The organism is Paenibacillus sp. JZ16, assembly GCF_015326965.1.
Lineage (GTDB): Bacteria > Bacillota > Bacilli > Paenibacillales > Paenibacillaceae > Paenibacillus_AQ.
This window is the reverse complement of sequence record NZ_CP017659.1, coordinates 429,719-449,753: the sequence shown is the minus strand read 5'-3', so window position 1 is coordinate 449,753 and position 20,035 is coordinate 429,719. Positions and strand designations below refer to the sequence as shown.

Annotated in this window: 17 protein-coding genes; 3 read left to right on the top strand and 14 right to left on the bottom strand. The window is 48.3% G+C overall.

Going from position 1 to position 20,035, the window contains the following annotated elements:
* Nucleotides 1-34 precede the first annotated feature (34 nt).
* The 10 genes from BJP58_RS01965 to BJP58_RS01920 form a co-directional block, all read right to left on the bottom strand.
* A complete protein-coding gene (locus BJP58_RS01965; protein WP_199341196.1) occupies nucleotides 35-1,228 on the bottom strand; it encodes an epoxide hydrolase family protein in 1,194 nt (397 codons plus the stop codon).
* A 178-nt stretch (nucleotides 1,229-1,406) separates the two neighbouring features.
* Nucleotides 1,407-2,261, bottom strand: a complete 855-nt coding sequence (locus BJP58_RS01960) for a protein phosphatase 2C domain-containing protein (RefSeq protein WP_194542572.1) — start codon at nucleotides 2,259-2,261, stop codon at nucleotides 1,407-1,409.
* A 32-nt stretch (nucleotides 2,262-2,293) separates the two neighbouring features.
* Nucleotides 2,294-3,040 carry a DUF4184 family protein gene (locus BJP58_RS01955; protein ID WP_194542571.1) on the bottom strand — a complete coding sequence of 249 codons (747 nt, stop codon included), beginning with the start codon at nucleotides 3,038-3,040 and terminating at the stop codon, nucleotides 2,294-2,296.
* Nucleotides 3,041-3,173: 133 nt separating this feature from the next.
* Nucleotides 3,174-4,166, bottom strand: coding sequence for an LLM class flavin-dependent oxidoreductase (locus BJP58_RS01950; RefSeq protein ID WP_194542570.1), 993 nt, complete (start codon nucleotides 4,164-4,166; stop codon nucleotides 3,174-3,176).
* A 21-nt stretch (nucleotides 4,167-4,187) separates the two neighbouring features.
* A complete protein-coding gene (locus BJP58_RS01945) occupies nucleotides 4,188-4,670 on the bottom strand; it encodes an RrF2 family transcriptional regulator (protein WP_194542569.1) in 483 nt (160 codons plus the stop codon).
* Nucleotides 4,671-4,992: 322 nt separating this feature from the next.
* Complete coding sequence (locus tag BJP58_RS01940) at nucleotides 4,993-5,865, bottom strand: sugar phosphate isomerase/epimerase family protein (protein ID WP_194542568.1); 873 nt, start codon at nucleotides 5,863-5,865, stop codon at nucleotides 4,993-4,995.
* Nucleotides 5,866-5,880: 15 nt separating this feature from the next.
* Complete coding sequence (locus BJP58_RS01935) at nucleotides 5,881-7,551, bottom strand: ABC transporter substrate-binding protein (RefSeq protein ID WP_071220663.1); 1,671 nt, start codon at nucleotides 7,549-7,551, stop codon at nucleotides 5,881-5,883.
* A gap of 30 nt (nucleotides 7,552-7,581) precedes the next feature.
* A complete protein-coding gene (locus tag BJP58_RS01930) occupies nucleotides 7,582-8,478 on the bottom strand; it encodes a carbohydrate ABC transporter permease (protein WP_194542567.1) in 897 nt (298 codons plus the stop codon).
* A gap of 16 nt (nucleotides 8,479-8,494) precedes the next feature.
* A complete protein-coding gene (locus tag BJP58_RS01925; protein WP_194542566.1) occupies nucleotides 8,495-9,367 on the bottom strand; it encodes an ABC transporter permease in 873 nt (290 codons plus the stop codon).
* Between the two features lie 198 nt (nucleotides 9,368-9,565).
* Nucleotides 9,566-11,875, bottom strand: a complete 2,310-nt coding sequence (locus BJP58_RS01920; RefSeq protein ID WP_194542565.1) for a helix-turn-helix domain-containing protein — start codon at nucleotides 11,873-11,875, stop codon at nucleotides 9,566-9,568.
* A gap of 231 nt (nucleotides 11,876-12,106) precedes the next feature.
* Here BJP58_RS01920 and BJP58_RS01915 point away from each other — a divergent pair, with 231 nt between their 5' ends.
* The 3 genes from BJP58_RS01915 to BJP58_RS01905 all read left to right on the top strand — a co-directional run bounded on the left by BJP58_RS01915 (nucleotide 12,107) and on the right by BJP58_RS01905 (nucleotide 14,962).
* Nucleotides 12,107-13,303, top strand: a complete 1,197-nt coding sequence (locus tag BJP58_RS01915; RefSeq protein ID WP_194542564.1) for a cytochrome P450 family protein — start codon at nucleotides 12,107-12,109, stop codon at nucleotides 13,301-13,303.
* A 338-nt stretch (nucleotides 13,304-13,641) separates the two neighbouring features.
* A complete protein-coding gene (locus tag BJP58_RS01910) occupies nucleotides 13,642-14,130 on the top strand; it encodes a DUF2243 domain-containing protein (RefSeq protein ID WP_194542563.1) in 489 nt (162 codons plus the stop codon).
* Nucleotides 14,131-14,134: 4 nt separating this feature from the next.
* Nucleotides 14,135-14,962, top strand: coding sequence for a cytochrome c oxidase assembly protein (locus BJP58_RS01905; RefSeq protein WP_442953946.1), 828 nt, complete (start codon nucleotides 14,135-14,137; stop codon nucleotides 14,960-14,962).
* Here the strand turns inward: BJP58_RS01905 and BJP58_RS01900 are convergent.
* The 4 genes from BJP58_RS01900 to BJP58_RS01885 all read right to left on the bottom strand — a co-directional run bounded on the left by BJP58_RS01900 (nucleotide 14,959) and on the right by BJP58_RS01885 (nucleotide 19,981).
* Nucleotides 14,959-15,882, bottom strand: a complete 924-nt coding sequence (locus BJP58_RS01900; RefSeq protein ID WP_374198239.1) for a VanW family protein — start codon at nucleotides 15,880-15,882, stop codon at nucleotides 14,959-14,961. The two genes, BJP58_RS01905 and BJP58_RS01900, sit on opposite strands and share 4 nt — an antisense overlap.
* A 189-nt stretch (nucleotides 15,883-16,071) precedes the next feature.
* Complete coding sequence (locus BJP58_RS01895) at nucleotides 16,072-17,322, bottom strand: multidrug effflux MFS transporter (protein WP_194542561.1); 1,251 nt, start codon at nucleotides 17,320-17,322, stop codon at nucleotides 16,072-16,074.
* Nucleotides 17,323-17,449: 127 nt separating this feature from the next.
* Nucleotides 17,450-19,012 carry an ATP-binding protein gene (locus BJP58_RS01890; RefSeq protein WP_194542560.1) on the bottom strand — a complete coding sequence of 521 codons (1,563 nt, stop codon included), beginning with the start codon at nucleotides 19,010-19,012 and terminating at the stop codon, nucleotides 17,450-17,452.
* Between the two features lie 186 nt (nucleotides 19,013-19,198).
* Complete coding sequence (locus BJP58_RS01885; protein ID WP_194542559.1) at nucleotides 19,199-19,981, bottom strand: YqzG/YhdC family protein; 783 nt, start codon at nucleotides 19,979-19,981, stop codon at nucleotides 19,199-19,201.
* Nucleotides 19,982-20,035: the final 54 nt, after the last annotated feature.

Here is a 20,035-nt window from a genome sequence, read left to right as displayed (position 1 = left end):
AAAGTACGGTTATATCGCATTCGTGATTCTTGTCCTATCGGGTAAGCTTGCTAAAAAATGCTCTTATATCCTCAATAAGTGATTCCGGGTCAGCCATGGCAACCATATGACTGCCACTTTCGCGATTCGACCAGTGGATAATGTTGTTTTTGACTTCTGCAATACGCCGGAATACAGAACCTCCCCCATGGGAAACCCCTGTCGGGACTCTCATCTGATTGGTTGGCATCCCAGCTGCTCCTTCATAATAGGTCCAGGCCGAGGAAGCAAATGTCTGCGTTAACCAATAAACGCTTGCGTTAGTGAGCAGCAGATCTTTATGGATCGGTTCTAGAGGAATCTCTTCCGTGTTTTTAGGCCATCCGTCAAATTCTTTAAACCGCTCAACAAGGTAAGCAAGTCCAGCCACCGGCGAGTCAAGCAGCCCATAACTGAGTGTTTGCGGTCGGTTGGACAGATACGGTGCATAACCGCTCCCACCTTCAAACAGCTCGGCTAGATGAGTAATTTCGGCCATTTCCTCCTCGCTGCACCCTTCCAGTTCACTCGGATCTCCCATGGGGATACCCAGCCCTCCTGTAATATGAACACCAATCATATGCTCAGCATCAAGGATAGCCAGCTCGGGGGAAACTAATGCGCCTGCATCGTTGCCATGTGCTCCATAAGCTTCATAACCGAGTCTGTGCATCAGCTCAGCCCACACACTGGCTACGCGCTTGATGCTCCACGGTGTCTCATCTGCCGGCTCCGGAAAAGTGGAAAAGGCGAATCCTGGAAGCGAAGGTGCCACGATATGAAAAGCCATGCTTGGATCTCCACCATAGGCTCGTGGATTGGTTAGTGGTCCAATGATGTTCATGAATTCAACGATGGAATTCGGCCAACTATGGGTCATGATCAACGGTAAGGCATGTGGCTCGGGAGATCGTACATGAAGAAAGTGGATCTGCTGACCCTCAATATCCGTTATAAATTGCGGAAATGCATTAAGTTTTTGCTCATACTCACGCCAGTCATATTCATTCTGCCAATATTCCACCAGCTCTTTAAGATACGAAACAGGAATTCCCCGACTCCAATCACCGCCAGGTAACTGGGAAGGCCACCGGGTATGAGCTATACGTGCTCGCAGATCGTCAATGTCTTGTTGAGGAATGTCGATGTGAAAGGGGCGGATGAAGATTTCGGAATCTTGGTACATGGTATCTTGATGATTGTTAGCCATCGGATTACCTCGCTCTCAATTTTTTCTTCATTATAAGAGCGAAACACTGACGACAATGTGTCAGTGTTTTGGTGGAAGATTTCTCATATTGTGAGGGTGCCTAGTCACTCAGAAGTAAAGAAAGAACCCGCGATATACACGGGTTCTGTTAAGTCATAAAGCTTTATCGATTGACCATTTAGGAGTTGTTAAAGTGAATCACCATGCCTGTTTTATCATCGGATTTTTTGAATCTTGCATAACTTAAGCACTCAGGGTCAGCCTCTTCGACCTCAAGTAATTCATGTGCATACTGCTCAAGCCCCTTTTCGAGTATACACTGCGCCATATAACTCCAATAGGATCGATCACTCGGGACATCGCGTTCAGGCCAGAATAAACCATCCGTTAACAAGATCACGTGTTTTAAGCGTGACTTGTTGATCTTTCCGTATTCGAGAAAATGGGCAGCTTGGGCTTCTCCGTTCAATACGCCATAGCCTCCATTCGTATTACTCTGAAAGCGATTCGCCCTGATGATATCAATAACCGTCCCGTGGAGGTCTTTTTGATTGGTTAATCCCTTAATCACGCCCTCCTCCCATTTTGCGATGGCCGGAGATTCCAAATGAGCGACTTGTCTCCAGGTTAACGGGCGAACCTCCCCATCTTGGTAGACGGCAAGAATCATGCAGTCGCCTGTCTGAATAAATTCCATACGGTCCTCTTGAATTCGAACAAGAGCAAGGGCAGTGCCCCAGAGGCCCTCTTTATTCTTCATGTTAATATTGGCTTGCAGCATAAGTTCTCTTAGCTTTTGGTTCGCTTCCGCAACATGATCCGTAAGCTGTACAACCCGGTCCAGTGATTCGAAGTACTTCTTCACGGTTTGGGCAGCGATGTAACCTCCGGTTTCCTTCTTGTCGCTGAGGTATGGAACGATGGATGAAACTCCATCTAACACGCCATACAATGAGGCTCGTTCGTTTATGACAAGTGCATCTTCGTTTAAGAAATGGATTCCCCTATGCGTGAATTGCTCAACGGTTACCATAACGCTCCTCCTGTCGATTCCGATTCTAATTACTAGCTTTGCAACTTGACCCTTGCAGCCCGCCAAAAGGCAAGACATGTTACAAGCAGGGCCAGCATGAAGCTGCTGATAGCCGGAACGACAAGCTGTAATACAAACGTCATCCCTTCACCATCAACAACCGTCAGCATGGCCATGAGCATAACCAGAATATAGATCACTATAAATACGCACCAAAATGGTAGAACCGAATTTGAATGTTCTCTTTGCGCTGGTGCTACATACAAATGGCGATGGATCCACCATACGATCAGGACCAGCCCGATCAGACTGCTGCCGTGCTGACATAATTTATATACCGGAATTTGTACGGAATCGATATGTATCCAATGGGTAAGAAAAGGAATCTGATTCACGATCCAGGCACCTTTATGCGTAAACTGATCCCATAATAGATGTGTGCCAACGCCCACTAATCCCAAGATCATTACGGTAAGCCAACCTTTAAAAGTGGCCGGCACCTTCCCTGCCCGATCCCATCGGTATGGAAACCATGAAGGTAAATATACGAATAGAACGGGTCGTACCACCGTCTCGAAAATAACGTACAGGAGCAAGATCATGGGAAGGTTGAACAGCAAGATGCCAGGACCCTCGTGGCTCCATAAGCCAGACGCCCGAAATCGGATGAAATATTCAAAATCCGGTGCCATGCAGCCGATTATTAGGGCTGATACCGGCAGCGATTTCTTCTTCCACCAAGGCATCGTTATGACAGGATGAGCGAACGTAAACGGCATAAGATCTCCTAACTGCTGCGAATGTTGAACATAGCTAATTTTTAACTAACAGATTCGTACTCATAAGAGGCAAAGAAATTTTACATTTACAAAAAAAAGGACAGGCATCCGCCTATCCCTCATCTACTTTATATTACAGCAATTCGCGTGCGAGCAGTCGGTAAACCTCCAGCCGTTTCTCCTGCGAATGCGGAATGCTGCATATCATGGCTTCCTGGAATCCGTAGTGCGCTTGCTCTTCCTGTAAGCGTGCCGCGATATCCTTTACCGCTCCCACAAGATGGATCTTGCGGCCTTCCTGGATAGCCATCCGGTCGATTTCCGTTAAGGACACATTCTGAGCCTCTTCGGGCGTCAGCACCTGCGTAATTCGGCCCTTGCTCATCATCAACCGGAAAATGTCCTGCGGCAGCGCTTCATACTCGGCCTCTTCCTTCGTTTCTGCCGTCGTCACCATATAAGATACATTAATCTCAGGCTTTTCCATGAATATGGACGGCTGGTAGTTATCGCGGTAATGATCCAATATTTCGCTGCTCATCGCTCCGTTAAAGAATTGCGCGAAGGAGTAGCCGACTCCCATCTGAGCCGCTTTTAACGCGCTATTGCCGCTGGAGCCCAGCAGCCACACTTCAGGCAGGGCAACTCCGGTTGGAGCAGCGGCGTTCTTGGCGTAGAGTTCATCTTCCGGGATCTCGTCACGAAGGAGCTGCATGGTAACGGCCAGCTTATCATACATGTTATGAAGCATCAGCTGCCGTCCTTCAGACAAAGCGTACATGGCACTCGTATCACCGCCTGGCGCTCGTCCTACACCAAAATCAATCCTTCCCGGGGTAAAAGCACTCAACGTCTTAAACACTTCCGCAAGTTTAAGGGGCGAATAATGCATCATCATGACACCCCCGGTGCCGATGCGAATCCGGTCGGTTTTGGCTGCAAGCCGGGCTGCCGTCACTTCGGGTGCGGAGCTGGCAAAGGTATTCCCGCCATGATGCTCGGCCATCCACATTCGGCTGTATCCCAATTCATCTGCTAAGACAGCCAGTTCTTCCGCTTTATTCAAGGCGCCTTCCGCTGTGTTGCCGCTTGTTACGGGTGCCTGATCTAATACGCTTAATCTCATGAGAGTTCATCCCTTCCTCGGTCAAATGACCATTTTGTTGTTGATCCATTCCTCTAAAGCCGCCACCTTGTCCTTAAAGCGCTCACCGCGCATCTCCTCCGTCAGCGAAGCGATGGTCTCTCGCTTTAATACAGCCTTCCAGGATGACTCTGCTTCTTTCATTAAATCGGATAACAGGCAGCAGCTTTCTTCCTTTTCCAAGTCCAGCATGTCTACCAGTATTCCGTGGGATGAATAGAGGGATTGCTGCCCTTCTACCGCGAGGTATACGTCGTATACACGGATATCCTCGGGTTTCTTCTTTAATCTAAAACCACCCTTGATACCGGGAACAGACGTGATGATGTCTGCTGTTACCAGCTTCCTTAACAGTTTCTGAAAATAGGTTGCCGATGTCCCCAGCTGTTGGCTGATCGCTTCCCCGGGCAGCACGGCCTTGTCCGGCAGCATATTCAGCAGAACCAGGGCGTACACCGACTGTTCCACGCCGGTTTTCATATGCATAAACAGCACCTCATACAGGAAAATTATCTAAACTACACACTCATATAACCATTCATGATTAAATCGGATAAACAATATCCACGTTATATATTATATGAATTCGAACGGAAAGTAAAACGGGTAAAAGCGAGTGCTGTCGCTTGTCTGGAATCGATTCGTCCTCTCCGCTATGTCTTGCAGAATGCTACTTATTTAGACGTAAAGAAACCGTTCTTTGGTAAAATGGCGGGGCTACCCACACCATTTACGAAAAGAACGGTTTCTTTTGTGCATTCAATATACTATGAAGCAACTCAATATCCAATGGATTCGGAGGAAGCTTCTACGCTTCGTCCCATAACCGCTTCAGATTGTCTAGACCCAGCCGGGTTCCTTCCCGGCATTCTTCCATACCCTCGAATTCCAGCGTAATGTCTCCGTCATAACCCTCGTTCTTAATGAGACGCAGAATCTGGCGAACATCGATATCACCTTGGCCGAAGATCGAGCCTCGGAGGTAATTGCCATGGGATGTTCTGAACCATTTCCCCCCACCCGGGTCCTGATCAAACGGACGATAATAGAAGTCTTTCACATGGATGAGCGAGGCCAGCGGCAGGTTGCGATTCACGCCAACCAGCGGCTGCTCGTCAACGCATAGAAAGTTCCCGATATCCAGAGTTGTCTTGAAGTTCGGTCGGTCGACCGCCTGAAGCACACGCTGTACACGGTCGCTCGCCTGTACGCTCACGCCATGGTTCTCGATCGTAGTCGTAATACCGTACCCGGCTGCGTAATCTGCAATAAGACGACACCCTTCTACAATCCTATCCAGATGGGTTTCCACATAATCAATGCCCATCTTCTCAGGCGGCAGCGTGAAAGCTGTCACGTCATGACGCATATGCTTCATTCCCAGCCGGTTGACCGTATCCACATGTCGCTTGATTCGTTCCACCTCCGAATCAAAGTCGTTCCGGCTCTCCTGGACGAAATTAGCGGGCATGGAATAATTGGACAACGCGATGCCGACTTCCGCCGCCCGCTCACGCACTGCGTCAGTAAGCTCGGGATTGTCCTCCAGCGTAAATCCATAGGGTACGATCTCCATGTGCTGTCCGCCGTTCTCGGCTATCCATTCCACAACATCCAGCACCGTCATCTCGCCTGCACGAATAGCCGGCAGCAAGCTGTAGGTGCTCACACCAACCCTCATTCTAAGATCCCTCCTTTATTTGCTTCTTCCATCATACGCTTCCTGGTAAATTTCCAGATAGCGGGCTACATTCATGGCCTCCAATTGCTGAACGTAGCCATCCCAGTCCTTATCCAGATCGGCATCGCCAATCACGAAGCGGGCCATCATTTCATCAACGTAATCATTGATCGTTTTGGACAGATCCGCAACCTCGGACGCCTGCTCGTTGGTCAGAAATAACGGCGGCACGGTGCTGACATCGGTAGGTTTGTGAGGTTCGTATTTATTCTTCGTCTCATTGTACAAAACGACTTCCAGATCGTCGTCCCCTTTGGCAACGGCGCTCAGACGGAAATCATTCGTCCGCAAGCTCGGGCCGGTTTGAATCCAGGCGATATTCTGCACCGTGCCGTAAGACTTTAGCTCAGACCAGACCGCAGGCTCCCCGTTGATGCCGACCTCTCCGTCCTTCGCTTCACGCCATTCCTGGTCCGGGCGGCCATACACGCTTCGCAGCGTATGCTCCCGCTCGTACAGGCCATCCGCCCAACGCAAGGCGAGCTCAGGATGCTTCGCCTTCTTCGTGATGACAAATGCACCCGGATTCATTCCGGTGGAATCTAGAGCAGCGTATCGAACTCCATTCGGTCCCTTGAGCGGCGGCACGGTCTTATATTCCAACCATCTTCCGCTTTCGCCGAGGAGTTGGGTAAATATACCCTGGTGGCCGCCTGTTGAAGCGCCAAGAAGCACGGTATCGGGATTCTCGCCGATCTGTATCAATTGATTATCATCCTGCGTGAACGACTCCGGAGCGAGGAGCCCCTCAGCGTACAGCTTATTCATATACCGCAAGCCTTCCCTCCACTCCGGTTTGTTAAAGGCAACGTCAAGCTTGTCGTCTTTTATGAATATATGCTTATAACTCGAGCCGTAAACCGGATTATAGATGAATGAATTTAATAGGAACGCATCGATGGAGGAGCTCCAGGATTTCGGAGAAATCGACAAAGGAATTTCGTCCTGCATGCCATTTCCGTTCGGATCTTGCTCTTTGAAAGCTTTCAGCACCTCGTACAGCTCATCCGTGGTTTCCGGCATCTTCAGATTGAGTTTTTTCAGCCAAGGCTCATAAATCCACATTTTCTGGCTCATGGAACAGTGATAACATTCATTCACTTCCGGAAGCGCATAGATGTTACCGTCCAGCGCCGTGATCGCGGATTGGATCTCCGGATTGTCCTGGAACATTTTCTTCGTATTCGTCCCCTGCTTCTCAATCAAGTCATTCAACGGAAGAAAGGCACCCTGCGAGCCGTATATCATCTGCTGCGCCGGCGATATATTTAAACCCATAATGACGTCGGGATAATCCTCGCTGGCAAGAACAAGATTCAATTTCTCCTGTATGCTCTGCTCCGGAACGACCTCCCATTCGATGTGCACATTCGTTTTTTCTTCGTACCACTTGGTGAAATCATTCGTTTCAAAATTCTCAACCAGCGGATTTCCCCGCACCATCACCTTTAAAGTGGTTTTCTCTTGAACCAGCGGATAGGTCCCCGGTTCGGATAAGGCGATTGGCTCGGTACCGGCATTTGGCGCCTCATCCGAGCCCTTCGGGCTCTGTGAACCCGTACAGCCTGCAAGAAGGATGCTGAATGCGGTGAAAGCACCCATAATAACTCGCGTTCTTTTTCTCATAACGTCCCGCCCTCCTGAATAATGGATGGATTATCCCTTTAACGAACCGATCATGACTCCTTTAACAAAAAACTTCTGCAAAAACGGATATACGATCAACAGCGGAACCGAGGTCACGACGATCAGCGAATATTTCAACAGCTCCCGCAGCCCTTGCCGGGCCGCAGCGGTTTTGGCGTCGCCGAGCATTTCGATATTCACCTCGTTCTGAACCAGAATATCGCGAAGCACAAGCTGGAGCGGGTACAAATCCGCGCTCTTTAAATAGATCATAGCGTTGAAATATTGATTCCAGTGTCCAACGGCATAGAACAAAGCAATAACGGCCAAGATGGGACCCGAAAGCGGCAGTACGATGCGCCACAGGAAGCGAAAATCGGTACAGCCGTCCAGCTGGGAAGCCTCCAGCAGTTCCTGTGGGATGGTCGTCTGGAAATACGTGCGCATGATGATGACATTCCACACCGACAGCGCCCCCGGGATCAGCATCGACCATATCGTGTCAATCATGCCGAGGTCCTTCACCAGCAGATAGGTTGGGATCAGCCCCCCATTAAACAGCATCGTGAACACGAACAACAGCATGAACACGCTGCGGCCCCGAAAATCTTTGCGTGATAACGGGTACGCCGCCATGACGGACAGAATGAGATTGATCACAGTGCCTGCCAGCGTATAGAACAGTGTGTTCATGAAGCCTTTGGCAACCATCGTATTTTTGAATACCGCACGGTAGCCTTCGAGCGTCGGTTCGACGGGCCACAGCCATACCTTTCCTGACAAAACCGCACTGCTGGAACTGAATGAGGCGCTGACTACATAAATGAGCGGGTATAACACAACGATTAGGAAAATGGATAACATCGCGTAGTTGACCACCGTAAAAACGCGATCCGAGCCGGATTCCTTCATGGCAGGTGATTGCATACGATTCCTCCCTTCCTTACCATAGACTCTCCTGCTTCAGCTTTTTGGCCGTTTGATTTACGATCAACAGCAGCACGAAACCGATGATCGCTTTAAACAATCCAATCGCCGTGGCATATGAGAAATTCATCGCTTGGGATACCAATCCCACCTTGTACACATACGTGTCAATGACTTCGGATGAACGCAAATTCAGTGCGTTCTGCATTAACAGAATTTTCTCGAAGCCGGTCTCCAGCATTTGCCCCGTATTCAGAATGAGCAAAATCATGGCGATGGGCATAATGCCCGGAAGGTCAATGTGGCGCATCCGCTGCATTTTCGTAGCCCCATCCATGACGGCTGCTTCATGAAGTGCCGGATCAATACCTGAAAGCGTTGCCAAAAAAATGATGCAGGAAAACCCGACATTCTGCCAGATATGGGACCACACATAGATCGACTGAAACCAGGACGCCTCCGCCATGAAGTGAAACGGACCGATGCCGATCCAGCCGAGCATCGTATTGATGAGTCCCGTTCTGGGATCCATAAACTGCAGAATCAAGCCCACCAGCACGACCAGAGAGATGAAATACGGCGCGTATGTAACCATCTGGACGGTATTCTTGAATCGCCGGTTCCTTACATAATTCAGTCCAAGCGCCAGCATAATGGGAAACGGAAAACTGGCGATCAGTGTATACAAGCTGATGGAGAACGTATTCTTCAGCAATCGCCAGAATTCATGCGATTGAAAGAAACGTTCGAACTGGGCAAATCCTACCCATGGACTTCCGTTGATCCCCTTCGTGACGTTGAACTCTTTAAACGCAATTTGCGCTCCGTACATCGGCACATACTTGAAAATAATGATGTACAGCAGCGGAAGTAAAAAAAGCGCATACAACTGCCAGCTGCGGATGAAACTTTTCCAGCCACTCAGCGGCTACCACTCCAATCTTCAATGGATTCGTCCCGGGTGCGGTCCGTGATTGGAGTATATACAGAAGGGTGGATCTGCGTAAATCTTCATGTTTCCGGTCCATTATTCAGAATTTTAGAATGGGCTGTTATTCATCAATTAAGCACTACGCATTTCTTTAGATTAAGCATGTTCTCCTTCACGTTGAAGGCGTCTATACTCGGTAGCACTAATGCCATTTACTCGTTTGAACGCACGGCTGAAGGTATTGAGTGAGAGATAGCCAACAGAAGCAGCGATGTCGCTTACCGGCCTATCGCCAGACGACAATTCCCGCTTCGCCTCATCCATTCGGAGCTGCTCCAGGTAATCCGAGAAATTCAAGCCTGTTTGCTCCTTAAAAAAGTAAGATACATAGGCTTCGGAGGTGCGCGTTTCCCGGGCAAGCGCGGTCAAACTGAGATCACTTTCCCAAAAGTGTCCCTTGATATAGGTTAGCAGTCGGTTCGTTAAATGATCATTGTGACTCTTCTTCCTCTCTTCGTTCTTCCGACAGAGCCGAATGAAAGCGGTATGGAGAATATTCATGGCTTCCGCCGGGGACATCACCGGATGTAGAGCTCTGATGACGGCATCCATTTCCTCCGTTCTGCCGCTTCCATCATCTCCTGTCTGTTCGCAGCATTTCATCAGGGTACCGCTAAGCTCCTGAGCAAGGAGCTTCTCCACAGCCATCGGCAATTGCCGCTCCGATCTATTCTTCTCCTTGATCTGCAATAAGAGCTGCTTGGTCTCATCCAGATTGCCTGCTTTTACAAGCTGAATCAATCTCATCTCTTCATCGGCCGGATAATAATAGGTGAAGGGCGGCGTTTCCATTTCAGCATGAAATAAGATAGGCGTCTTCTCGCTCCATCCAGCGTGATGAAGCACAAACCTGGCTTCTCCGTAAGAACGGTATAACTCAGCAATGCTGGACTGGCATTCACCTACAGCTATATACAAGCCCGTATCCGGGATTGCGCTCAAATGCTCATAAATTCCCTGTATATATGCTCGCATCCTTGTCGTAAAATCCGCGTTGTCTGCCGCCGTTCCGGACAGGATCAGGACCAACTGGTTTTCACCAAAATCATGCAGCAGCACTTCCTCCCCGCATAACGATTGAATCCGGTCGCGGATGTTGATTTTTACAATATCAAGTTCCATCAGCATCTCTTCCATAAACGGCTCCTGGTATCCCCGAATATGAAGCAGGGCAACCGCATGGTGAGAGCCCCGAAGTTGGACTTGTGCATGTTCCATGGCAGCGTCGATCTCCTGCATCGAGGTGAAACCTCCCTTCAGAAGCCTGTCAACTACGACATTTCGCAGCATCGGGATCTGCTCTTCCAACCGCTCCTTCAGCGTATGATGGCTTTCGATCAGCTCGGACACGGAATGACCGATATAATCGACAGCGTTACGAGCAATAGCATGTTTTACATCCCGGCGCGATGAGGGTAGAAGCTGGAGAATCTTCAGGAATGGCCTGCTGCTTCGATACGCGAGATAGCCGGCTATGCCAAGCCCTAGGAGAAGAGCCGTGATAAAGATCGCCAATGTCAGCTGTTTGATATAATTTACCTTTTGCAGAACCACGGATTTCGGTTGGGCAGATACATAGCTCCAGCCATTGTATTGGGACGTGGATTGCGTCACCAGCATTTCTTGACCACCTAATCGAATATGGGAGTAGCCTCCTTTTTTAGGAAGCGCTTTCAATACATCCGGTTCTTTCAAACCAATGGAGCTGATCAGGTTGCCGTTCTGATCTGCAATGTAGGCAAAACCCTCTTGTTCTGGATCGACTTTACGAAGCATGTCCTGGATCTGCATATTATTAATCAGTACAGTGACCACTCCGCTACTCCTTTTATTCCCGAACGATTGCATGTAGCTGACAACCGAGTAAGGTTTCCCTTCATATACAACCGAATGGCCCGGGGCATACGTTTTATAATGATACTGCCCAAACAAGGCTTGCTTCCACTCGCTTAATGGCTGGTCGTCATAGTGCAGCTGCATTCGATAATACTGGTCCACCGTATACACCTTGCGAGGTGATACGATCATGTTGCTGTTTCTGTAAGCGATGTAATAATCCACAATGAAGTGATTGAACAATTTGTAATTAAACAAACTCTTTTCCAAATCCCATAGACGATAGGGACCCGTACCGGCAAACGGTTCTTTCTCAAATTGAAAAGAGAGCACCTTCGATTCGCTCGACATCTGCCGTGCAAGGTTCTCGATTTCAGCAAATCTCTGATCCAGCGCTTCCTGGATTTGCTGCAGAGCTGCGGAGGTGGTTCTCACCGTCTCGCTTTCGATAAGCTCTGCGGTCTTCCCATAAGCAAACCATCCAACCAATAGGGAGCCCACCAAAATGACAGCATACGGTATAAAAAATCGAACCAGCAGCGCTGCCTTCTCCCCGGAAACGGATTTCACCGCTTGATTCCCCCTTTCAACTATTCAGATATGATCCAATATAACAAAGAAAACGACGGATAGTCAGTAGACCAAATGGCACTCTTTAAGAGTCAATCAGGGTTCTATTTTCTCGCAAATTGGTATGATCAAGCATTTGGATACTGTCGGCATTTCATCCGTAAATTGGTTATCTCCTCCTCCTTCCCTTATACTGGAGATGAACCTATCATTTTCGAGAGGAGCCCCTATATGACAAATGCGAACGAATCTCTGAAAAATGTATTGTTTACGAAGGAATTTACCCATAACCCTTATCCGGTATACGAGAAATTGAGGCAGAGCGATCCCATTCTGAATCTGCAATTTCCCGATGGACGTTTCGGATGGCTGATCAGCAATTACGAGCAAGCTGTTGAAGCGCTCAAGGATGGCCGACTTAGCAAAGACGTTGCTAAAGCAATGGGTCAGGAACAGACCAGCGTATTCAGCACCAACATGCTGTTCTCCGATCCACCGGATCACAAACGGCTTCGCGGTTTGGTTCAAAAGGGCTTTACGCCACAGAGAATCGCAGATATGCGAGGCCATATCCAAGAGATCGCGGACAACCTGCTGGATGCTGTCTCCTCCAGAGACACCATAAATCTCATTGACGATTATGCCTTTAAACTTCCCATTATCGTAATAAGTGAAATCCTTGGCGTGCCTACGGAGGATCAGGACAAGTTCCGGGTATGGTCCAACTCCATCATCGGCGCCTCCAACCAGGAATTGAACGAGCAAGTGGTCCAGCATATGAATGAATTTATCGCTTATTTGAAGGATTGGTTCCCGAAGGTTCGCGAACAACCGGGCGATGATTTGATCAGTCAGCTTGTGATTGCCGAGAATCAGGGTGATCGCTTATCCGAACAGGAGTTATATGGCGTCGTCACCCTGATGATCATAGCCGGTCATGAAACGACGGTGAACCTGATCGGCAATGGCGTGCTTGCGTTATTGGAGCATCCGGAGCAGCGCAAGCTTCTGCAGGAACAACCCGAACTCATTCATGGCGCAATTGAGGAAATGCTTCGCTACAACGGTCCCGTTGAATTCAGTACATCCCGCTGGGCAGCGGAGGATATGGATTTTCATGGCGTTCACATGAAAAAAGGCGACTTGGTTGTCATCGCTTTGAACTCCGCAAATCGGGATGCCTCACAATTCGAGAATCCGGATATCTTTGATATTACCCGGGAGAAAAGCCAGCATTTAGCCTTCGGCAAAGGAATTCATCTCTGCCTGGGAGCCCCGCTCGCCAGACTGGAGGGTGAAATCGCAATCAACACGCTGCTCCGCCGCTACCCCCATTTTGAGCTTCAACGGGACATCGATGAGCTTGAATGGAGACCGGGTATGATTGTTCGCGGTGTAAAGGAGATTCCGATTTCACTTCATGCCTGATGCTCAACAACATAAATTCCAATATCAAAAGGCGAATCCTGTTAGGGGTTCGCCTTTTTCATGTGTTTTTAGAAGACAACCAAAGTGAACTGAAGTAGGAACTTTTGATACAGTCATCTAACGGGCAGGAATTCATCGTTAGGATTTATCCGCGAGTTTACATATTATACATTATGTAAACTATTCACCGTATTGCCGTTTATCTTTTAGTTCAATAAGGAATCCTCATTCCAAGCCCCAGGAGTTATTGAAATGGTAAAAGTGGGTAACCTTAGTTAGTAGAACCCTTTTAAAACAATACACTTCGAATTTTTATGAAATGGAAGAGGATGAACCGAATGAAGTCAACAAAATCCAAAGAACACCAATTACAGCGCAGACGTTACTCCGCACGTAATTTATGGGCCGGCATCTTATTCGGATTAGGTCTAGTCGGTTTTATCGATGAGGTTGTGTTTCATCAATTGCTGCATTGGCATCATTTCTATGATAAATCTACAAGCGATATCGGTCTTGTCTCCGATGGACTGTTTCACGCTTTCAGCTGGTTCGCCACCATCGGATCCTCGTTCATGCTTGCCGATCTTCACCGCCGAAATGCGTTCTGGCTGAAACGGTGGATTGGAGGTATCCTGCTTGGAGGCGGCGCCTTCCAGCTGTATGACGGCATCATTCAGCATAAATGGATGCGTCTGCACCAGATTCGTTATAACGTCGATATCCGTCCCTACGATTGGATCTGGAACCTGATTGCTGCGGGCATGATCATAGTGGGTGTGATTCTCATCGTGCGAACTCAAAACCGTGCTCTTTCCAGGGAGGCCTGATCTTATGGTGAGTAACCATTCGTTTGATCATGGGGCTGGAATGTCCGGAGCCTCTGTTTCATGGACGTCCTGGGATTTATTCATAGGTGGCTTGATCTTCGCGTTTCTCATTCTTCTGTATATGGTTGCTGCTAGAGTCTCCAATCGAAACTACCGAACATGGCCGGTCTATCGTTATCTGTGCTGGGTTGCGGGAATGCTTTGCGTTGGTTTGCCGCTGATCGGTCCGCTGGCGCGACTCGCCCCTACGAACTTCACGATCCACATGCTCGGACATCTGCTGCTTGGTATGCTGGGGCCGCTGTTGATTGCATTCTCCACTCCGATGACGCTGCTGCTCAGGTCTACCCCATTACTATTCGCAAGACGGATCGCTCGTTTGCTGAAGAGCAAGCCAGCTCAAATCGTTGCTCATCCAGCGGTAGCGGCCTTGTTGAATATTGGTGGACTATGGGTCCTGTACACAACCGGCCTATTCATGGATATGCATCATAGTCTTTTGCTTCATATCGTGGTTCATTTTCATGTTTTTGCAGCCGGATATATATTTACGGTATCTATGATTTACGTAGATGTGGCTCCGCACCGTCACAGCTTCCAGGCTCGTGCGATCATCCTGGTCATCGCCATTGCCGGACATGGAATCCTCTCCAAATACATATACGCCCATCCGCCAGACGGCGTCCCTTCGGAACAGGCCAAGCTCGGCGGAATGCTGATGTATTACGGCGGCGACGCGATTGAGCTCATTCTAGTGTTTTGGCTGTGTATGCAATGGTATAAGTCGGCGCGCCCGCGACCTGCTGCATCCATCCTCCAAGCCTTGGATTAATCACCGTTTACCGGATTGTGCTTGGTGTCACTCGTCTCCTCCGGCAGCATGTTAGATATGCTTGGTACATTGCGCGGCTTATATTCTATGAGTTCGGAAGAGTAGATGGCAACGGTCATTCTTCCTCCATTACCGAATGCCCGGATGAGGATAGGCTGATTATAGGCGTTCTCAAAAACAAAATCCGGACCTCCCCAGCTCACCGTAGCATCGCGCCCCGGCAGCACATAAGGGACGTTCCGGCTGTGAGAGTAACGCTTTACAATCTGCAAGCCTGCACGATCAATGGCGTTATACAATGTAGAAGAAACCTGACAGATCCCTCCTCCTACTCCCTCTGATAACTCACCTCTGACGATAACGCCGGCACGTCTGTAACCTCTGTCCACTGTTCTCATGCCAACCACCTGATTAAATGAGAAGGTTTCTCCGGGGAACACGACTGCACTGTCAATCGCCTGGGCAGCTAATGCTATATTATGGGAACGATTTTTGTTGTTGGAATTAAAATAGGTGACATAGTAACCTATCGGTTTAACCCGAATGGAGGCAAGAAGCTCGGTATCCACCTTCGGATAAATCGGATACCTCGGCGCTTCGACGGTAGCGCCCCCAGTCCCGTACCAATACGAATAATATCGTTCCAACAGTTTGCGTCGATCCAGTCTATGACCATTCTGCCCCGGAATGATTTGGCCGCTGCTGCCAATCCGGGCATTCCTGGCTTCCAGATAGGTTTTCCGATCAAGCGCATCCACCCATTGATTGTATTTATCCATATCCAGCAGCGGGAATACATCAAGTGCATGTTCGCTTCGGCTCACGCTGGCCATGACTTTGCCTTCTTGCGTTATCATTAAGTTGTTGTTTTCCGGTTCATCCCCTTGCAGGAGCATAAACAATAGACCGAAGACTGACATCCATCTCAAGCTGGTTCACCTGCTTTATCTTTATGTTTTTCTCTACTTTCGGTTTACGTGTGATATGTCCGGTTTCGTTTACTCTCTGGTATTATGATTGCATTACAGGTAATTCATTCAGATTGTTTTATAAACCAAAGAAACCCGCACCATGTATGTGCGAGTTTCTTTATATGTTCTGTCTTTATTTTACAAGGAGACCGGCGTCTCTTTCCTATGACTAAAGGGCATAACAAGGAACAGGAACGAGCTTACAGCCAGTAATTCTGCAATCCCGATGACCGTTCCCATAGGTGCAGCAGTCGTTCCGTCTCCCAGGCCCACCAGTGGACTTGCGGCTGCGCCTAATAGCAAAGGCAGTAATCCAAGAAGCGCGGACGCACTGCCTGATGTATGGGCTGCTTGCTTCTGCATCGCCAGTGATGTTGTCGTTGCACTGACCATGCCGACGGCAGAAACAATCAGGAATAACATCGGGGCAATCAGCAGCAGTCCGCCGCCAAGCCAGGTGATCGCGAACAGCGAAGTCCCGCCAAAGGCCGCAATGATGAGACCCGTTGTCAACAATTTGGACTCCCCTGTGCGAGAGGCCAATCTACCCGTGATTTGAGAGAACAGCACAATGCCAACCCCATTAACGGCAAAGAACAGGCTGTACATTTGAGGGGATACGCCGAAGATATCCTGCAGCACGAATGGTGACCCTGAGATATACGCAAACATCGCGGCTGATACGAACGCTTGAGAGAGCGCATAACCGACAAATACGCGGTCCCGAATCAGCGTACCGAAGGTACGGAAGGTTTGTTTGATCCCTCCATTGGCCCTTTTCTCCCGATTGAGCGTTTCCGGAAGACCAAACCATACCGCGAGCAGCATAAGCAGTCCAATCAGGAACAGGACAACAAAAACCCCCCGCCAAGAGACAAAATTAAGGATAAACGCACCGAATACTGGAGCGATAATGGGTGCCAAACCATTGATCAGCATCAGCAATGTAAAAAACTTGGTCAGCTCCGAACCGGTGTATAAATCCCGGACGACAGCCCTGGATATGACAATACCGGCTGCTCCACTTGCTCCCTGTACAAATCGAAGCGCAACCAGAACCCATATACTTGGGGCAAACGCACACAGCAAAGAGGTAATCGAATAAATTATCAAGGATATGATGAGTGGTGCTCTTCTCCCCCGAATATCGCTGAGTGGGCCTGCTACAAGCTGTCCTAGTGCAAGACCAAGTAGAAATGCCGTCAGGCTTAATTGGGCCAACGATGCTGGCGATCCCAAACTCTCGGAGAGTTTAGGAAGTGCAGGTAAATACATATCAACGGAAAGTGGCCCGAAAGCCGAAAGAGATCCGAGAATCAAGGCAAACTGAAGCCTCTTCCTGCGAGATAGAACCATGGTTGAACCGGCTTCTTTCGTGGACATCGACATACGATCTGTTACTTCCTTTCTTGCAACACATTGATGCATGAGTATAAATTTTTGCAAAACCATGTTGGATTTGCTATACAACTATCCTATCATAGGATATATTTCGGTCGATTGCCATCCAAATTTTCTAAGCCAGTGGAATCCGCAAGGTAAACGTCGTGCCGATCCCTAGCTCGCTGTGAACCGTTATTCTGCCGCCATGGTCCTCTACAATTTTTTGACACAGGGACAGCCCAAGGCCGGTCCCTTCTTCTTTGGTTGTATAGAACGGATCAAAAATCTTGACCAGATTTTCATCGGGAATGCCTTTTCCGGTATCCTCAACTTCCACAACAGCCATTCGTTCTTCCGCCCTGAGCGAGAGTCGGACAGTACCGGTGTGCTCCATCGCTTGAAAAGAATTACGGATCAGGTTGATAAGCACCTGAATGATCTTATCACGGTCCATGACAATCTGAATCGGCTCATCACTTAAGTCCAGCCTAAACAAATGACCGCGCGAAGCTGCTTCGGATTCACACAAGGAATAGACCCGGGTCAAACAATCCGTTAGGGATTCAACCCTCATATTGCTGGCATGCGGCTTGGAAAAGTGCAAAAATTCTGCCGTCAGCTCCCCTACCCGCGTGATTTCCCCCATAATGACCTCATACCACGGCTGAATGTTATAACCTTGATTTTTGGAGAGTTGGATGAAGCCTTTAATAGAGGTAAGCGGATTCCGAATTTCATGGGCCATTCCGGCAGCCAATTCCCCAACCATCTTCATCTTTTCCGTTCGGATCATTTCCTCCTGGCCTCGCATCCAGGAATTTCGCCGCATTTGAAATATCCGGTCTTCTGCCGTGCTGATCATCTCTTGATAAGTTAAGGCTTCGTGCGGGTAACAAGTGATGCTATAGGTCACCTGTACGCCGATACTTTCAAAATTGAACAGGCTGCTGTCGATGTTGACATGCTCGGGGAGCAGCACAGCAAAGCGATCCCCTGCATATCGGGAGGCTGCCAGCATATCGCTCAGGAACAGCTTGCGCAGCGCACGAGAGAAGTTGATCAGAATCTCATTGGCTGTGGAGATGTCCTTCGCATTTAACGATTTAAAGTTGTTGATGTCGAGCAGCACCAACTGGAAAGGCTTGTTCAACTCAACAAGATGCTGGACTTTATGCAAATATCCATCATAATTCAGAAGCCCCGTCAAGGGATCGTGATAGGTCAAATAATCGTTTTGCTTATATAACTTCTTCTTCTCCGATTCGAGAAAGTTTACAAAGTGAAAAGAAACCACGATGACAAAGGAAGACAAACAATCAAATACAGCGACCAGTATGTTGTACTTTGTAATCGGCACATAAGTCAGACGAATGATGGAATACTGAAGGATCATAAGAAGGCACAGCGGCAACGATTCTATGAAACGCTCTTTTTTATGAATGAGGTTGATGATGAGTATGTAATACAACAAGATACACCAATTCAAATGGCTGACAAAATGAAACGCCCCGAGAAAGAGAAATTGAATATTGCGAAGCCATTCGAACTTTCGATCAAAAATAACGGATGCATACAGTAACGATGCCGTGAGCAGCATCATAGGGATTGACGTTTGATATCCAAGATAAACCGATGACACCATAATAAAAACCGATATCAATGGAACAAATAGGAGCTTAAGTACTATAAAAGACAAAGCGAATCACTCCTAAACCACTATTACTGGCGCAAAATGTAGAAATCACGGAGGCAAGTTTCACCAAATATGGTACACCATATGTATGCGTCTGAACAGCAGGAAAACACGACTTTCATAAAAAAGCAACCGTGATTCTCTTTCAGGAAATCGTGTTTATTCCTGCTAACAAGCTCATTTCTCCGGCTAGATTTCCTCGTACCGAATCGATATGAACTGATGGGTTGTTGGATGAAACGCAACGGTTACATATACGCCGAATTCACGAGCCCCCTCCTTAAGCCAAAGTTTAAACTTCTCCTCCGCCATTTCACTAGAGATCGTGGTTCTTCCCATATAGAGGTAGTCCACTACATCCATATTATATTTACGCTTTGCTTCCGTGACGGCAAGAGTTCCCCACGTGGCGTAAGCAGGGTCTTTGCTGTTCACCGCATGGATCAAGGACTCTGCAATTTCTGTCAATTCCTGCTGCCTGATTTCTGAAGAAGCGCCATTTGCAGAAGTTAAAAGGTATTGCCAGTTCCCCTTTTCGAATACGAACAGTTGCAGCGTATTGGTCGGCCCCTTGTAAAACTTTGCGGGTGTATGATCTGTCAGCATCGATTCCTGAAATGATAGATGTTTCAACTGCTGTTTATTCTCGAGCGGATATAATTCGATTTTGTAGTCATTATCAAGTTTATATCGGTTAAGATAATGAATCTCCAAATGCTCGTCCAATCCCCCATCCATGTCATAACAGCGGCCATACTGATGCGTGAAAGCGACGGGCGGCAACTGCGGCGGTAAGTAGACGGCTGTACCGAAATGTTTCGCACACGCCCTCACTGCCTCCTCCACAAGCTCACCACCGGATTCAAAGATGCCCTGCTGATCATAAGCATCCTGAAGTTTGTTAATCACTTGATCATGATCAGGGCTAATCCCAAGCGATATAACCCCGGCCATTAAGATACTGCCCAGCATAGTAAACCTCCTCTTTACACCTCTAGATAAACTCTCGCTTCGTCTCTCAAGCCT

What these genes read in the sequence shown, in the direction of transcription:
- BJP58_RS01965 (WP_199341196.1), bottom strand. Translation starts at nt 1,228, where the DNA reads ATGGCTAACAATCATCAAGATACCATGTACCAAGATTCCGAAATCTTC.
- BJP58_RS01960 (WP_194542572.1), bottom strand. Translation starts at nt 2,261, where the DNA reads ATGGTAACCGTTGAGCAATTCACGCATAGGGGAATCCATTTCTTAAAC.
- BJP58_RS01955 (WP_194542571.1), bottom strand. Translation starts at nt 3,040, where the DNA reads ATGCCGTTTACGTTCGCTCATCCTGTCATAACGATGCCTTGGTGGAAG.
- BJP58_RS01950 (WP_194542570.1), bottom strand. Translation starts at nt 4,166, where the DNA reads ATGAGATTAAGCGTATTAGATCAGGCACCCGTAACAAGCGGCAACACA.
- BJP58_RS01945 (WP_194542569.1), bottom strand. Translation starts at nt 4,670, where the DNA reads ATGCATATGAAAACCGGCGTGGAACAGTCGGTGTACGCCCTGGTTCTG.
- BJP58_RS01940 (WP_194542568.1), bottom strand. Translation starts at nt 5,865, where the DNA reads ATGAGGGTTGGTGTGAGCACCTACAGCTTGCTGCCGGCTATTCGTGCA.
- BJP58_RS01935 (WP_071220663.1), bottom strand. Translation starts at nt 7,551, where the DNA reads ATGAGAAAAAGAACGCGAGTTATTATGGGTGCTTTCACCGCATTCAGC.
- BJP58_RS01930 (WP_194542567.1), bottom strand. Translation starts at nt 8,478, where the DNA reads ATGCAATCACCTGCCATGAAGGAATCCGGCTCGGATCGCGTTTTTACG.
- BJP58_RS01915 (WP_194542564.1), top strand. Translation starts at nt 12,107, where the DNA reads ATGACAAATGCGAACGAATCTCTGAAAAATGTATTGTTTACGAAGGAA.
- BJP58_RS01910 (WP_194542563.1), top strand. Translation starts at nt 13,642, where the DNA reads ATGAAGTCAACAAAATCCAAAGAACACCAATTACAGCGCAGACGTTAC.
- BJP58_RS01905 (WP_442953946.1), top strand. Translation starts at nt 14,135, where the DNA reads ATGGTGAGTAACCATTCGTTTGATCATGGGGCTGGAATGTCCGGAGCC.
- BJP58_RS01900 (WP_374198239.1), bottom strand. Translation starts at nt 15,882, where the DNA reads ATGTCAGTCTTCGGTCTATTGTTTATGCTCCTGCAAGGGGATGAACCG.
- BJP58_RS01895 (WP_194542561.1), bottom strand. Translation starts at nt 17,322, where the DNA reads ATGTCGATGTCCACGAAAGAAGCCGGTTCAACCATGGTTCTATCTCGC.
- BJP58_RS01885 (WP_194542559.1), bottom strand. Translation starts at nt 19,981, where the DNA reads ATGCTGGGCAGTATCTTAATGGCCGGGGTTATATCGCTTGGGATTAGC.